This window comes from Mesorhizobium sp. P2_A12 (genome assembly GCF_056405075.1).
In genome coordinates, this window is the sequence record NZ_JBFUCU010000021.1 from 1 (window position 1) to 14,783 (window position 14,783).

At 60.8% G+C, this 14,783-nt stretch carries 17 protein-coding genes and 1 pseudogene; 11 read left to right on the forward strand and 7 right to left on the reverse strand.

The window, feature by feature from the left end; all coding sequences use genetic code 11:
• The 3 genes from AC1DZU_RS29595 to AC1DZU_RS29605 all read left to right on the forward strand — a co-directional run.
• Positions 1 to 522, forward strand: a 522-nt coding sequence (locus tag AC1DZU_RS29595) for a J domain-containing protein (RefSeq protein WP_477290231.1), incomplete at its 5' end; no start/stop codon positions are given.
• Between the two features lie 216 nt (positions 523 to 738).
• Complete coding sequence (locus tag AC1DZU_RS29600) at positions 739 to 972, forward strand: hypothetical protein (protein WP_477290233.1); 234 nt, start codon at positions 739 to 741, stop codon at positions 970 to 972.
• Positions 973 to 1,251: 279 nt separating this feature from the next.
• Entirely contained in the window at positions 1,252 to 1,458 is a 207-nt protein-coding gene (locus tag AC1DZU_RS29605) for a hypothetical protein (RefSeq protein WP_477290235.1), read from the forward strand.
• A 78-nt stretch (positions 1,459 to 1,536) separates the two neighbouring features.
• On the opposite strand, the gene AC1DZU_RS29610 is transcribed toward AC1DZU_RS29605, so the two are convergent.
• From AC1DZU_RS29610 to AC1DZU_RS29630, 5 genes are all read right to left on the reverse strand, one after another.
• Entirely contained in the window at positions 1,537 to 1,776 is a 240-nt protein-coding gene (locus AC1DZU_RS29610) for a hypothetical protein (protein WP_477290237.1), read from the reverse strand.
• A gap of 312 nt (positions 1,777 to 2,088) precedes the next feature.
• Positions 2,089 to 2,544, reverse strand: a complete 456-nt coding sequence (locus AC1DZU_RS29615) for a hypothetical protein (protein WP_477290239.1) — start codon at positions 2,542 to 2,544, stop codon at positions 2,089 to 2,091.
• A 268-nt stretch (positions 2,545 to 2,812) separates the two neighbouring features.
• Positions 2,813 to 3,070 (reverse strand): PilZ domain-containing protein, encoded by a 258-nt coding sequence (locus AC1DZU_RS29620; protein WP_477290241.1) that lies wholly within the window; start codon positions 3,068 to 3,070, stop codon positions 2,813 to 2,815.
• Positions 3,071 to 3,137: 67 nt separating this feature from the next.
• A complete protein-coding gene (locus AC1DZU_RS29625) occupies positions 3,138 to 3,479 on the reverse strand; it encodes a low affinity iron permease family protein (protein WP_477290243.1) in 342 nt (113 codons plus the stop codon).
• A 273-nt stretch (positions 3,480 to 3,752) separates the two neighbouring features.
• Entirely contained in the window at positions 3,753 to 4,061 is a 309-nt protein-coding gene (locus AC1DZU_RS29630; protein ID WP_477290245.1) for a DUF1236 domain-containing protein, read from the reverse strand.
• A 389-nt stretch (positions 4,062 to 4,450) separates the two neighbouring features.
• Here AC1DZU_RS29630 and AC1DZU_RS29635 point away from each other — a divergent pair, with 389 nt between their 5' ends.
• The 3 genes from AC1DZU_RS29635 (at position 4,451) to AC1DZU_RS29645 (ending at position 6,322) form a co-directional block, all read left to right on the forward strand.
• On the forward strand, positions 4,451 to 4,603 hold the full coding sequence (locus tag AC1DZU_RS29635; RefSeq protein ID WP_477226852.1) for a hypothetical protein: 153 nt from the start codon (positions 4,451 to 4,453) through the stop codon (positions 4,601 to 4,603).
• Positions 4,604 to 5,020: 417 nt separating this feature from the next.
• Positions 5,021 to 5,236, forward strand: a complete 216-nt coding sequence (locus AC1DZU_RS29640; protein ID WP_477290247.1) for a hypothetical protein — start codon at positions 5,021 to 5,023, stop codon at positions 5,234 to 5,236.
• A gap of 81 nt (positions 5,237 to 5,317) precedes the next feature.
• Positions 5,318 to 6,322 (forward strand): aldo/keto reductase, encoded by a 1,005-nt coding sequence (locus AC1DZU_RS29645; RefSeq protein ID WP_457154401.1) that lies wholly within the window; start codon positions 5,318 to 5,320, stop codon positions 6,320 to 6,322.
• 140 nt (positions 6,323 to 6,462) lie between these two features.
• Here the strand turns inward: AC1DZU_RS29645 and AC1DZU_RS29650 are convergent.
• Both AC1DZU_RS29650 and AC1DZU_RS29655 read right to left on the reverse strand, forming a co-directional pair.
• Positions 6,463 to 6,768: pseudogene (locus AC1DZU_RS29650) on the reverse strand (hypothetical protein); the annotation flags it as partial.
• Positions 6,726 to 7,343, reverse strand: coding sequence for a TetR/AcrR family transcriptional regulator (locus tag AC1DZU_RS29655; RefSeq protein ID WP_477290250.1), 618 nt, complete (start codon positions 7,341 to 7,343; stop codon positions 6,726 to 6,728). The gene AC1DZU_RS29655 and the pseudogene AC1DZU_RS29650, both read right to left, overlap by 43 nt.
• Before the next feature lie 149 nt (positions 7,344 to 7,492).
• Between AC1DZU_RS29655 and AC1DZU_RS29660 the strand changes: the two genes are divergently transcribed.
• From AC1DZU_RS29660 to AC1DZU_RS29680, 5 genes are all read left to right on the forward strand, one after another.
• The gene (locus tag AC1DZU_RS29660) at positions 7,493 to 8,665 is read left to right on the forward strand and encodes a patatin-like phospholipase family protein (RefSeq protein WP_477290252.1); all 1,173 of its coding nucleotides are present in this window, start codon (positions 7,493 to 7,495) and stop codon (positions 8,663 to 8,665) included.
• Between the two features lie 106 nt (positions 8,666 to 8,771).
• On the forward strand, positions 8,772 to 9,557 hold the full coding sequence (locus tag AC1DZU_RS29665; RefSeq protein WP_477290254.1) for an acetoacetate decarboxylase: 786 nt from the start codon (positions 8,772 to 8,774) through the stop codon (positions 9,555 to 9,557).
• 43 nt (positions 9,558 to 9,600) lie between these two features.
• Complete coding sequence (locus AC1DZU_RS29670; RefSeq protein WP_477290256.1) at positions 9,601 to 10,371, forward strand: 3-hydroxybutyrate dehydrogenase; 771 nt, start codon at positions 9,601 to 9,603, stop codon at positions 10,369 to 10,371.
• 346 nt (positions 10,372 to 10,717) lie between these two features.
• The gene (locus AC1DZU_RS29675; RefSeq protein WP_477290258.1) at positions 10,718 to 11,683 is read left to right on the forward strand and encodes an efflux RND transporter periplasmic adaptor subunit; all 966 of its coding nucleotides are present in this window, start codon (positions 10,718 to 10,720) and stop codon (positions 11,681 to 11,683) included.
• Entirely contained in the window at positions 11,683 to 14,781 is a 3,099-nt protein-coding gene (locus AC1DZU_RS29680) for an efflux RND transporter permease subunit (protein ID WP_477290260.1), read from the forward strand. Before AC1DZU_RS29675 ends, AC1DZU_RS29680 begins: the two co-directional genes overlap by 1 nt.
• Positions 14,782 to 14,783: the final 2 nt, after the last annotated feature.

The window sequence follows — 14,783 nt, forward strand, 5'->3', positions numbered from 1 at the left end:
TATGAACTTCTGGAAATCAGTCCGAACGCCAACTCGGAAACGATAGAACGGATATTTCGTTATTTTGCCATGCGCTACCATCCCGACAACCGGGATACTGGCGACGAATCCCGCTTCAGTGAAATCATAGATGCCCACAATACGCTCAAGGATCCGGTCAAGCGCGCGCAGTACGACATCGAATATAAAGAGCATTTGAACATTCGCCGCGAGTTGAGCGCGGAAGCCAGCAACGCCAAAGGCATAGAACGGGATGCCGTCATTCAGGCCAAAGTGCTTTCGTTGCTCTATGTCAAGCGCCGACAAGACGTCAACAATCCCGGCATTGGCGATACAGAACTCGAACGCCTGGCCGACTGCCCGCGTGAACATCTGGAGTTTCATCTTTGGTATCTAAAAGCCAAAGGCTGGATAGGAAGGATCGAAAACGGGACGTTCGCGATCACCGTGGAAGGCATCGATCGCACCCATACCGAACATCGTCGTGATCCCACCACCAGACTGCTGGATCATACAAGCTGAAGCGGCAGCTCGCCGTCACGCCGCCGAAGTGCCTCGCGCATCCCTGGCACTTCTCCGCTCGCCAGGGTGGGGCAATGCGGATTGGTTTTTTAGCGACCGCGAAACCAAGGTCGCACTTCCGCGTTGAAGCTCATCCAACATGGAGCTCGGCGAATGGATGCGGCAACCGCGGCAGTGATGCTTTTGCTTTCGTGCAGCCCGGGGGGAGAAGCTTCCGTGTGCAAACCCATCGATACGGCGCCGACGATGTACGCATCGCTCGATCAGTGCCGGGCTTCACTGGTGCAGCGGCTGGCAAGCTCTCCCAACGGCGAAATCGTCGGAAGGTGCAAGTCGATCGACCCTAACGTCACCGCATCGCTACCGGCGCAATACACGACCGTCGTGGTCAAGCGAGGAATTGGGCAAGGCACGGTGACGAGCTATCTCGTGCCACGCGAGACGAAATGAAAGCGGCAGGGCCGGAAGCCCGTGGCCAGCGGCCGCGCTTAAGGCAATCTTTCAAAGGCAAAACTTGGCAAGCAGCATCATCGATGACGAGGCAACTCGCCGGGGCAGCCCCAACGCCCTCCCCAGCGAGCCAGTTGCTCCGCGTAGAACGAGAAATGGAGCAACTGCTGCCTTATACGAATCCAGGCGCCATGAAGTTTCACCTCCAGCCATCCTGAAACCATTTTGTAGACCCTGCGTTGACGACCGGGCGCGCCCGTCAGACACAGGAGATATCCCATGACCGTCAACTGCCGCATCTCGATCGACAACCGGCCGGAAGCCACCGATGCCGTTTTCCAGGCGGTTCCCCGGATCGGCGAAAGCGTGTCGCTGTCGATCAACGGAAATGCGCAGGACCTGCGGGTATCGCGTATGGTGCATGTGACGAATGGCACGCTGGAAGGTGCGGCGATCGTCGTCGAAGTGACAACCAACATCCTGTAGAGTTGCGAGCAGTCGGATCCCGGCCTTTTAGCCGGCCGCCCGTTGCAGATTGCGACGGCTGATCAACGCGGTTGTGACCTACTCCTTGCCGCCCTCGGCGATCCCGTTACCGTCGGCTGGCAGGATTCCGTAGTCTTGCGACTTCACCCCCTGCTCCGCAGTCAGGAACCCGTCCGAGGCCAGACCGCGCCGCAGCAGTTCCCTGACCGCGGCCGAGCGGCTCGGCATACGCTTGTCATATCGCCAGTTTTCCAGCGCGGCCAGTTCATCGGTCGTCAGCATGATCTGCAGTCGTTCGGGGCGTTCCAGTTCAGCCATGGCGCTTCCTCGCTCAGGACCAAGAATACGTCGAGTTAGTATTTACCTCACTCGGCTTATAATTAGGATAGCCCGCATAATGCGTCAAGACCCTGCGATGGGTGAACGGCGCATCCCACACATGATGAGAATCGAACGCTGGCCGCGCGTTTGTGTAACTATGCTAACTAGCTGATTTAATTGAATATTTTGTAGATTTTACTTGCCATGAGTTTACGTCCGGCGCATAGTGCAACCTGAACAGAAAACCGGTCCCTTTGGGAGGTTTCGATGCGGTATGATTACTCGGCGCGCCTGCGCGATGACGTCAATTCAGCGGTCCAGACGGCTGTCAAAAGAGCTGGCATTGTCAACATCACGGCGCTCTCTGAACAGATCAGGGTCAGGAATCTGGCGGAAAACGTCGCCCTCGAGGATATTCAACATCTCGTCTTGCAGGCGGCACAGCTCATTGGCGCGGCTATCGAATTCGATGGATTGAGCAATGGCTTGGCTCTGCTTGGAGCAGGCGAAGATGAAGAACACACGATCGTCCCACTCGGCCTGCCTCACTCGACTGCGCTCCAATAGGCAGCCAAAACCGCGGGCTGCCTGTAAGCGCTGCGCCATTCGACCGGACGCAGGACGCTGCCGGCCTGCTCCATGCTTGCGGCGCTGTGCACCTGAGGCGGCTTTCAGTCGAAACGGCTGCGACATTAACCACGTTGCCATCAGCATGGACCCCAAAGCAGGTGTTGAACGTTTCCCATTATGGAAAATCACCAGCATCGATTTTACTGTCACATCGAGACAGACGGAACCTGGGCGGTTTGGGATCGCGCTACCAATGCGCCGGCGAGCTTGGGAGGGCGGGACCTGATTGGTTGCACATCCCAGCGAGCCAATGCCGCGGAAGGCGTGCTGACGCGGATCTATGACAACGGACTGGATGCGGTTGCCGCTCGCATATCAGGGATAACGCATTCTCGTCTGGGATAGCGCGTCTCGACCCGACCAGCCCCAGCCACCCACTGGCCGCACGGCCAGGGATCCTGGGTCAATAGATCTGCACGCCAAGCCGCTCGTTGCGTCTCCATCGCACTACGGCGCGATAGCTGGCGTCATCCGCAGGCACATGAAGGACGAAACGGTCGGGGATTGTTACGCCTGGGTCCACCCGCAACTCCGCGCCGTGAACGTGCTGATTTCTGACCGAGCAACTGATCTTGGTATCATCCGTGACGATGATCGCATCCTTCAGAACAATCCCCCGTGCATGAGAGCGTCGTTCTACTGGCGGATCCGTGGGGCTCATCGTTCATTCCTCCTGGAACCCTGCAAGGCAGCGTGCCGCAGATCTTCGTTGTCAAGCAATGGGGGATTCATGCCGGCCCAATTGTTCGGGCCGCTTCTTCTTCGAGTTTCACAAGCTTTGCACGGATCTCTTCCGGCTCGGCATGCTCCAACCCGACAACGTCGTTTCGGGTTTCGTCAAGGGCAATGATGATCTCATTGAGTTTGGCGTGGATGGCGGCGGTGTCGCGATAGCCCTGTATGAGGACGACACCGGTGATCACGATGGCCGCGACCGAGAGGGCATAGGTAACCGCATTTGTCAGGCCGAAAGGCACAAGCGCAGTGCAAACTACCATGGCCACGAGCATCACATAGAAGCCTGGGGGCCGGGAAAGAAAGTCGGCCGCGACGAACAGCAAGCGGTTCATTCTAGCCGTCCTCGTTCCCGACCTGCCAAGCCTCGAGAATGCATCGGAGCGTGCCATCCCAGCTAGTGTGCATCATAGCCTGGCCAAGGCGAAGACAGCGATCAGCGCGGTCACCGCCACGCAGACAGGCACTGCCAGGAGCATGCCCGCCTCCAGAAACCGGGTCTCTTTGTCTGTGAACATTAGTGATTCCTCATATGACTGCAACGGAGAAATGCACGGAGCCCGCTTCCCGAAATAGATCGCGAAGCGGGCTCGCCGGCTGCGGCAGATCTACTCGATGATCTGCACGACCTTGCGTGTATCAGGATCCACGAGAACGGCGTGGTCGCCGATGACCGTGTACTTGTATTTGACGTCGGGCACCTCGATGGCGTGAAGCTCCACCGTGTCCGGAAGGGCCGTGCCGACGTTGAGTTCGACACCCAGCAGGCTGACGGATGCGAGCTTCTGCTTGTGGATGTATTCGCGAACCACCGTCTGCTGTTCCGGCTTGAGAATTACGACGCTTTCCGCGAAGGCAGCACCAATTCCAGCGACGAGCGCGAGGCCTGCGACTGCACTGACAAGATATTTCTGCATGACAAAATCTTTCCTTCTTGCGCCAATTTGGCAGCCAGGTTTGACTGCCAATCACGAGTCAGCAACGAGCCCCACAGCATTGCGTTCCGCCGCTCAGGCTAAGGTCCGGGGGTGGTACGACTGAAGTCTTAGCGGGCAACCTATGCCTGGTCGATACGTTAGAACCGCGCGAGAACTGGGGCCCCGAGCACGAGCCCATTTCCTCGGCATCAACCGAGAGTCCACCATTCCCCCACACAGCGGGGTACCACCTCTAGCGTCCCCGCAGCGGCGGCGTGGCGTTTCCCACAGCGAGGCGAACAGTGACCTGTATCCAGAGACCGAGCATACATGATGACGACACCCGACCCGCAAATGACAACCATGCTCGTGTCCCGGAGGTGCTTTCCGTGCTTGATCTCATCCCCTCTCCCGACGACCACGAGATTGCTGATATTGTCAGGCGCACAGAACGCCTTGCGATGGCGTTGGTCATCGGAATGGCGATTTGCTTGATCTCCGCACCGGCAGTCTATCTTACCCTGGCCTACTACTCTCACTGACACGCAAGGGCTGAGACTTGAGGGTTCGCTCGCCGCACAGGTGCGGCGAGCAAACCCTATCAGCGCAGGAAGGGACGTGGCTGCGCCGATCGGAAAAGTTCGAGGTCGATCCTTGGAGGTCGGTCAGCCGAAGGTAATACCAATCACCATAAAAGTGATGGCAACCGCGAAGATCGGTGCGAGCAACCAGCGTGCCTGGCCAACACTCCTATCCATAGCTTCCTCCAGCAAATCTGCAGCGGACAACGACCGTGAGAGCTGACTGTTCCCGGCGGCGCCACCGGCAAGACCATTGCGGTTTGTGATCGGACTTAGGTCGCATGCGCCGCTCGACCCAAGCCCAACCCGGGAACATCCGCGGGTGGAACAAGTCGCGCCATCGGAAATTATCCCGTCGCCCAACAGGAGGAGGACGTTGTGAAAGGTCTGCGCAGTCTCCTTGCCGAATTGTCTTTGAGCTGGCTCAGGCGCCGCAAGGCGCAAGCGCCGCAAACCGCCGACCTTAAGACCGCGACCCCCAAGACCTTGAACACGGTCAAAGCCGCGCCCCGCAAAGCTGAACACAAGACAAGGCAGCGTCCGGCCCACAAGTCCAAGCCACTGTCTTCCCGCGACGTGGCCTCGAACATGTGAAGACAGCGCGGCAGAAAGGCTGTGGGAAATGAGCGAGCGGCCGCTATAGTCTGGTGATCCCCCCACCGGAGAACGCCAGCCATGACCCTGAAAACCCACAAGCTCGGCAGCCAAGGGCTGCAGGTCTCGGCCATCGGCCTTGGCTGCATGGGCATGAGCCAGTCCTACGGTCCGGCCGACGAGGCCGAATCCATCGCCACCCTGCACCGCGCCATCGAACTCGGCTGCACCTTCCTCGACACCGCCGAGGTCTATGGCCCTCATACCAACGAGGCCCTGCTCGGCCGGGCGCTGAAGGGCAAGCGCGACCAGGTGACCATCGCCACGAAATTCGGCTTCCGCATCGAAAACGGCAAGCAGCTCGATGGAACCGACAGCCGGCCCGAGCATATCCGCGCGGCTGTGGAAGGCTCGCTCGGCCGGCTCGCCACCGACCATATCGACCTGCTCTACCAGCACCGCGTCGACCCGGCAGTGCCGATCGAGGATGTCGCCGGCGCGGTCGGCGAATTGGTCGCCCAAGGCAAGGTGCGGTTCTTCGGCCTGTCCGAGGCGGGTGCGGCCAACATCCGCCGCGCGCATGCCGTTTATCCGGTGTCGGCGGTGCAGAGCGAGTATTCGCTGTGGGAGCGCAATCTGGAACCGCAGATCATCCCGCTGCTCGGCGAACTCGGCATCGGCCTGGTGCCGTTCTCGCCGCTCGGCCGTGGTTTCCTCACCGGCGAGGTTAGCCGTGCGGAAAACTATCCCGAGGGCGATTACCGCCGCAACGACCCGCGCTACCAGGGCGAGAACTACGACGCCAATGTCGAGGCAGCGGCCAAGGTGCGCGACATCGCTGCGGCCAAAGGCGTCAAGCCCGGCCAGGTCGCGCTGGCCTGGCTGCTGCACAAGGGCACCGGTTTTGGCATCGACATCGTGCCGATCCCCGGCACCAAGCGGAGGAAATACCTGGAGGAGAATATCGCCGCCGTCGCAATCAAGCTCGATGCCGCCGAGATGGCCGCCCTCGACGAAGCGCTGGCGCCGGGCAAAATCTCCGGCCCGCGCTACGGCCAGCGCGGGTTGGCGATGGTCGATCGGTAGAGCCGATCGGGAGCATGATCCGGAAAGGTCAGGCTCAAAACAAAGGGATAGCCATCCCGATTCCATCAGGATGGGACGGTGAAGCTCTTATCGGAGCCGTTGGGTCAGCGGGCCGGGTCTCGAGGCCGCCCCATCTCACCTCATTCGGCCGCGAGTGGCAGGATCTCCGGCGACGGCAGTGCCGGCGCCTCCCCGCCCTGTCGCGTCGCCTCCGTCGCGGCCGGCGCCTTGATGCGGAACCAGGCGACGTAGAGCGCCGGCAGGAACAGCAGCGTGATCAGCGTGCCGGCGATGATGCCGCCCATCATCGAGTAGGCCATCGGCCCCCAGAACACCTCGCGGGCGATGGACACCAGACCGAGGCTCGCGGCGGCTGCCGTCAGCATGATCGGCGACCCCGCTATCATTTTTTCGCGGCCTTGCGTTGCTCCGACTGCGATGAACCAAGCGCGCGTAGCACCGCCTCAACAGTCTGGCCTGTCAATTCGGGCCGGGCGCCTCGTTCAAGTATGCCGCGCGTCACCTGCAGCCATATGCCGATCACGATGTCGACTGCCAACTCTGCGTCCCGAACGCTGAGGCGGCCCTGAACAATCGCCTCGGCAATATCCGCCTTGAGGTTATTCCGGATCCCTCGCGCAAATTCCGTCGGTGAGTGAGAACTCTGAACGACCAGCCGGGCCCAGTTGGAGTCCGAGATCGCTTTTTCCAAGAATTGCGTGAAGGCGAAGGACAGGCGTTCGATCGGATCCTGTAGTTCCAGGCGCACAGGCGTCAGCATGGCGTCAAAGCTCTCCCCGAGTTTCTCCCCCACGGCTGAGGCCAATTCATCGATGCTTTGGAAGTGATAGTAGAACGTGCCCTTCGCGACACCTGCTGCCTCTACCACGGCATCCACCGTGAGGGCCTCGCGAAGCCGCTCCGCCAGCAGCATCGCCCCTGCGTCCACGATCAGCGTGCGTGTCCTTTCCCGCTTCTCGCGTCCGATTTCCGCCCTGCGCGCCAAATCAACCTTTGCCATCCGTCATGCCTTTTTGCAAAATCTCATATTGACGATATAGTCGATTTGACCTAAAGATGCAAATCGAAATTGAGCCGGCGATTTTCGACCGGCCCCACTCTGGTTCTCTGCAGCCCTATCGCTTTCAGATGAGAAGGAACAGCATCCCCATGAATGTACTGTCCCGAAAAGACTTTAGAACGACAAAACGGCCTCTCCCGTTCGAATGCGTTGCGCTGGTGTTGCAGGGTGGCGGCGCGCTCGGAGCCTATCAAGCCGGAGTCTACGAGGCTCTCGCCGAGGCCGATATCCATCCAGACTGGGTCGCCGGGGTCTCAATCGGTGCCATCAACTCGGCCATAATAGCCGGGAATGAACCCGCCGAACGGGTTTCGAAGCTGCAGGCCTTCTGGCGCGAGATCACGGCGAACCCACTTCTCGACTGGGCTGCCGCCGCGCCCACACTCGCTCCGATAGGGAACCTGCCCCGCTCGCTCTTCAATCAGTTCAGTGCGGCCTGCGCACTAGTCGCCGGTGCCCCTGGCTTTTTCAGCCTGCGGCAGCCCTTTCCCTGGTTGCAAGCGGACGGCTCCCTCGAAGGAACGAGCTTCTACGAAACCAAACATCTGAAGAGCACGCTTGAGCGGCTCGTCGACTTCGACCGGATCAATGCCGGCCGCATGCGCTTCAGCGTCGGCGCCGTAAACGTGCGCTCCGGAAATTTCGTCTATTTCGACAATGATCAGCATACAATCCGCCCCGAACACGTGATGGCCAGCGGATCGCTTCCGCCTGGCTTCCCCGCCGTCGAGATCGACGGCGAATTCTACTGGGACGGCGGCCTAATCTCGAACACGCCGCTGCAATGGGTGGTCGAACATGGGGCACGGCAGGACACCCTCGCCTTCCAGGTGGATCTCTGGAGCGCGCGCGGCGAGTTTCCTCGCAATCTGTCCGAGGTCGCGACGCGGCAGAAGGAAATACAGTATTCGAGCCGGACACGCGCGCATACCGATCAGTTCAAGCAATATCAGCGTGCCCGACACACCCTCGCGAGCCTTCTTTCAAAACTGCCGCCCGAGTTGCTCGACAGCGAGGAAGCAACCGCGCTGAGCTCGATCGCGGACCACAAGGTCTACAAACTCGTTCACCTGATATATCGCTCAAAACAGCATGAGGGGCACTCGAAGGATTATGAGTTTTCGAGGCTGTCCATGGAGGAGCATTGGCGCGCCGGCTACTTCGACGCCGTGCGCACGTTACGCCATCCCGAGGCATTGCAACGGCCCGACAATCTGGAAGGGGTGAGCACCTACGATCTTGCCGAGGACGGGCGGGAATAGGCGCCTGCAATGGGAGATGCCTGACGTGCTCAGTCCAATCGCAAGCCTGTGCGACTCCTCCGCAACGCAAGCTGTCCACTTCAACAATTAAAGGAATTCTTCAGCCATGCATCAAGACACCGTCCGGGCAACGGCCTTCGCCATGCCCCTGACCAGCCCGGCCTATCCGATCGGTCCGTATCGCTTCCGAAACCGCGAATATCTGATCATCACGTATCGGACCGATCCGAAAAAGCTGCGCGGTCTTGTTCCGGAGCCACTCGAACTATCCGAACCCCTCGTGAAATTCGAGTTCATTCGCATGCCGGACTCGACGGGCTTCGGCGACTACACGGAAAGCGGACAGGTCATACCTGTCACGTTCCGCGGCCGCAAAGGCAGCTACACTCACTGCATGTTTCTTAACGATCACCCACCGATTGCCGGTGGGCGCGAGCTGTGGGGATTTCCCAAGAAGCTTGCGAGTCCGACACTGCGCACTGAGACTGACACCTTGGTGGGTACGCTTGATTACGGCCCGGTCCGCGTTGCTACGGCCACCATGGGTTACAAACACGGAGGTGCCGACCTCTCGGCAGTGAAGAGTTCCCTCGCGGAGCCGAACTTCCTCCTCAAGATCATTCCCCATGTCGACGGCACGCCGCGCATCTGCGAACTCGTGGAGTATCACCTGGAGGACGTCGATCTGAGAGGCGCCTGGACCGGCCCGGCATCCCTGAACCTCTGGTCGCATGCGCTGGCTCCGGTCGCCGAGCTGCCGGTGCTGGAGGTGGTTTCGGCGATGCACATCGTCGCCGATCTCACACTGGCACTCGGCAAAGTCGTTCATGACTACCTCGCGAAATCCGAGCCTCGCGATCTGAAAGGAAGAATCCATGCGTTCGCAGAATGAAGGTCTATCTAACAATTGGGCAGGGGACGCCGGCGGTCGGCTCATGGACAAGGTCGTGGCAATCACCGGAGCTGCGAGCGGCATCGGCAAGGAGATTGCCCTTACCTTCGCCCGGGAGGGGGCAAAGGTGGTCATCGCGGATCTTGACCTGAAGGCGGCCCAGGAGACGGCCCTTGAGATCGATCCGGCCGCCCAGCGGGCGCTCGGGGTTGGCATGGACGTTAGCAACGAGGAGCAGGTCGAGAGCGGAATGGCGCGGGCTATCGAAACCTTTGGTCGCCTCGACGTCCTTGTCAGCAACGCCGGCGTCCAGGTCGTCGCGCCGCTCGTCGAGTTCGATTTCGAGAAATGGAGGAAGTTGCTTTCCATCCACCTGGATGGAGCCTTCCTAACCACCCGTGCCGCCTTGCGGCAGATGTACCGCCAGAACAGCGGCAGCATCATCTACATGGGATCCGTCCACTCCAAGGAGGCGTCTCCTTTCAAGGCTCCATATGTCACCGCCAAGCACGGCCTGATCGGCCTAGCCAAGGTCGTGGCCAAGGAAGGGGCCGCCCATGGCGTCCGCGCCAACGTGATCTGCCCTGGATTCGTCCGCACGCCGCTGGTGGAAAAACAGATCCCAGAGCAGGCGCGCGAGCTCGGAATCTCCGCAGCGGACGTGGTCAAGACCGTGATGCTGAAGGAAACGGTCGATGGTGAGTTCACGACCGTGCAGGACGTGGCGGAAGCAGCGCTGTTCCTGGCGGCGTTCCCGTCGAACGCACTGACCGGCCAGTCGATCGTGGTGAGTCACGGGTGGTTCATGCAGTAGACCGTCAGAGAGGCGTGCCTTCGCCCGTCTCTCTGGCTCCCTGTCCTGCCTTTCGGATCACTCTTTGCAATCCCCCTAACTTTTTTGCACAGCACAAATGCGCAAATCTCATATTGACTATATAGTCGATTTGACTTAGAAGTTCAAAGTCAAAATTGAACAGCGGCGAGATCGCCGCGCTCGCAAAACCGCCGATCCCCTTCAACCCACCGTTCCAACGGAGGCTCTCATGCGCCTGCCATCAGGTCTGTTCCTTTCTGCCTGTATCGCGTGCCTTTGTCTTTCCGGCTGTTCTGAAGAAGAAACTGCCGCACCATCTGCGCCACGGCCGACACGGGTCGCCGTGGTGACGCCTCACAAGCTCGCCCTGGTGGCGCAGGGCGCCGGCCGCATCAGATCGCGTTATGTGAGCGCGGTCGGCTTCGAGGTCGGCGGTCGAATGCTCTCGCGCGAGGTCGACATGGGCGCTGTGGTCAAGAAAGGCCAGAAGCTCGCGGAGATCAGTGCCGTCGACTACCAGAACAAGGTGGCTGCGGCCGAGGCCGACGTCGATGCAGCAAAGGCAGCGCTCGCCCAGGCATCCGCCCAGGAGGAACGCTTCAGAATCCTGCTCGGCAAGGGCTTCGCCACACATTCCCAGTACGATGACGCGCTCAAGTCGCTGCAGAGCGCACGAGCGGAGGTCCAGGCGACCGAAGCCAATCTGCGTATCGCGCGGAACCAACTAAGCTACACCCAGCTCCTTGCGCCCGATGACGGCGTGGTGACGGCGACCGGAGCCGACCCGGGTCAGGTCGTGGCTGCGGGCCAGATGGTCGTCGAGATTTCCGGCAATGACGCACGCGAGGCGGTGTTCGCGGTGGCCACCGATGATGTCACGCGGGCAAAGCTCGGCATGGCAGTGAACGTATCGCTGCAGGGCCGTCTCGACATCGCCGTCACCGGCACGATCCGCGAGATTTCGCCAGAGGCCGACAGCGCGACAGGCACCTATCAGGTGAAGGTGGCGCTGGCTTCGCCGCCGGCGGAGATGCGCCTCGGGGCCGTCGTTGTCGGTCGCGTCGAAAGCGAAGGAGGTCAGGAGGTTACGACATTGCCGCCGAGCGCGCTGTTGCAGTCCGGAGGCCAGCCGCAAGTCTGGGTGGTCGGCCAAGACGACAAGGTGCAGCGCCGCGAGGTCAAGCTTGTCGAATTCGATGCTGACTCGATCGTGGTGAGCCACGGACTGTCCGCTGGGGAGAAGGTGGTGACCGCCGGCGTCAATTCGCTCGCCGACGGTGACCTTGTGAAGCCAGAGACGGAGGTCAAGTGATGTCACGCTTCAATCTCTCCGAATGGGCCGTCCACAACCGCGCCCTCGTCGTCTTCCTCATGCTCATCTGCGTCATTGGCGGAGTGAGCGCCTATGAGCGGCTCGGCCGCCAGGAAGATCCGGATTTCACCGTTCAGACCATGGTGGTCCAGGCAAACTGGCCGGGGGCCACCACTGCTGACACGCTCAAGCAAGTGACGGACAGGATCGAAAAGAAGCTCGAGGAGACCCCGAACCTCGATTACATCAAGAGTTACACAAAACCCGGTCAAGCGACGATCTTCATCTACCTCAAGGAATCGACGCCCAAACGCGACCTTAGCGACATCTGGTACCAGGTCCGCAAGAAGGTCAGCGACATAAGGGCGACGCTGCCGCAAGGCGTGGTCGGGCCCTTCTTCAACGACGAATTCGGCGACGTCTTCGGCACCATTTACGGCATCACCTATGACGGCTTCACCGCACGCGAAGCGCGCGACTTCGCTGAGACCGCGCGGGGCGAGTTCCTGCGTGCGCCCGACGTCGGCAAGGTCGACATCTATGGCGACCAGGATGAGAAGGTCTATCTGAACTTCTCGCCGCAAAAGCTCGCGAACCTCAAGCTCAGTCTGGACGACGTGCTGGCGGCGATCGCCCGGCAGAATGCTGTGGCGCCTTCGGGCATCATCAACACGCCTCAGGAGAACATGCTCGTCGACGTCACAGGTTCCCTGCTGTCGCCGGACGGCATTGCCAACCTCAACCTCTGGATAGACGGGCGCTTCTACAAACTGACCGACATCGCCCAGGTCCAACGCGGCTACAGCGACCCGCCCAGCAAGATGTTCCGCGTCAACGGCAAGCCGGCGATCGGCATCGGCGTCAACATGCGAGAGGGCGGCAACAATCTCGACTTCGGCAAGGGCCTGCACGAGGCGGCCGAACGCTTGAAACAGCGCTTTCCCGTCGGCATTGAGCTCAACCTGGTGTCGGACCAGCCCGAGGTCGTGCACGAAGCGATCGGCGGATTCACCGAAGCACTTTTAGAGGCGATCGTCATCGTGCTGGTCGTCAGCTTCCTCAGTCTCGGCTTCAGGGCCGGGCTTGTGGTCGCTCTCTCCATCCCCCTGGTGCTTGCCATCGTTTTTGTGGCCATGAATGCGCTGGGCATCAGCCTGCAGCGCATCTCCCTCGGCGCCCTGATCATCGCGCTCGGGCTTCTCGTCGATGATGCCATGATCACCATCGAGATGATGATCTCAAAGATCGAAGAAGGTATGGAGAAGATCAAGGCGGCAACCTTCGCTTACACCTCCACCGCCTTCCCGATGCTGACTGGAACGCTGATCACGATCCTCGGCTTCCTGCCGATAGGCTTCGCCGACAGCAACACAGGACAATACTGCTTCTCGCTGTTTGTCGTGATCGCGGTGGCGCTTGTTGCCTCATGGTTCGTGGCCGTCGTCTTCGCGCCGGTGATCGGTCTCTCTCTTCTGCCGTCGCACACGAAGAAGGTGCACGGGACCGCCGAGCCGGGCCGCTTCATGCGCGCTTTCGAACGCCTGCTTGGCTTCGCCATGCGGCACCGCTGGCCTACCATCTCCGCGGCGCTCATCCTCTTCGGCGTCTCCCTTTATGGCATGGGCTTCGTGCAGCAGCAGTTCTTCCCGACGTCCAACCGGCCCGAGCTCCTCGTGACGATGACCCTGCCGAAGAATGCCTCGATCGCTGCGACCGAAGCGCAGACGGAGAGACTGGAGAAGGCGCTTGCCGGCGACCCCGACATCGCCCGCTTCTCCTCCTATGTCGGAGGCGGCGCCATCCGCTTCTACCTGCCTCTCGACGTGCAGCTCGACAACGACTTCATGGCCGAGAGCGTGGTTGTCACCAAGGACCTCGAGGCGCGTGACCGGGTCCAGGCTAGGCTGGCGACCCTGTTCGCTAGCAGCTTTCCGGACGTGACTGTTCGTATCTCGCGCCTTGAGCTTGGACCGCCCGTCGGTTGGCCTGTGCAATATCGTGTGAGCGCCCCGACCACTGAGGAGGCGAGGCAGTATGCCGAGCAGGTCGCGCAAACTCTGCGAGCATCGGGCCTCGTGCGTAATGTCAACTACGACTGGGCAGAGAAGAACAAGGCGCTGCGCATCGTTGTCGACCAGGACCGGGTTCGGCAGGCAGGCCTGAGCTCCGAGCAGCTTGCCCAGGCGCTCAACCGTGTGATCAGCGGTTCGGCCGTTACACAGATCCGCGACTCGATATACCTCGTCGACGTCGTGGCGCGGGCCGAGAGCGACGAGCGGTCGAGCGTCGAAGCCTTGCGCAATCTACAGATCACGACGCCCACTGGTGCCTCAGTTCCGCTGCGCGAGCTGGCACAGTTCCAGTTTGATCTCGATGACGGCTATGTCTGGCGCCGCGGCCGCTTGCCCACCATCACCGTGCAGGCGGAGCCGCTGCCGGGGCTGCAACCAGCATCCGTTCACGGGCGGATCGCTGGTGCAATCGAGGGGCTGCGCAAGTCGATGCCGGCTGGCACGTTGCTTGAGACGGGCGGCACGGTCGAAAAGAGTGCGCAGAGCAACGCCGCTCTGCTGGCCCAGTTTCCGCTCATGATCACCCTGATGCTCACCGTGCTTATGGTGCAGCTCGGAAGCTTCCGCCAGCTGGCGATGGTGATCAGCGTGGCCCCGCTCGGCCTCATCGGCGTCGCCGCCGCGTTGCTCACCACAAATACACCAATGGGCTTCATCGCGACTCTCGGCATCATTGCGCTAGCCGGTATGATCATCCGCAACTCGGTGATCCTGGTCCACCAAATCGAGCACGAGCGGGCACAGGGTATCGAACCCTGGAAGGCGGTGATCGACGCGACCACCCACAGGTTCCGGCCGATCATGCTGACGGCGGCCGCAGCGATCCTCGGCATGATCCCGATCATGCACGACGTGTTCTGGGGACCGATGGCTTTCGCCATCGTCGGAGGGCTCGCCGTCGCGACCGTGCTGACGCTGGTCTTCCTCCCGGCGCTCTATGTCGCTGTAAACGGCATACGGGAAAAGGACGAAACGACAGCAGTGCCTGACGTTCCGGCAATCCCCATTCTCGCGCTCCAGCACTAAGA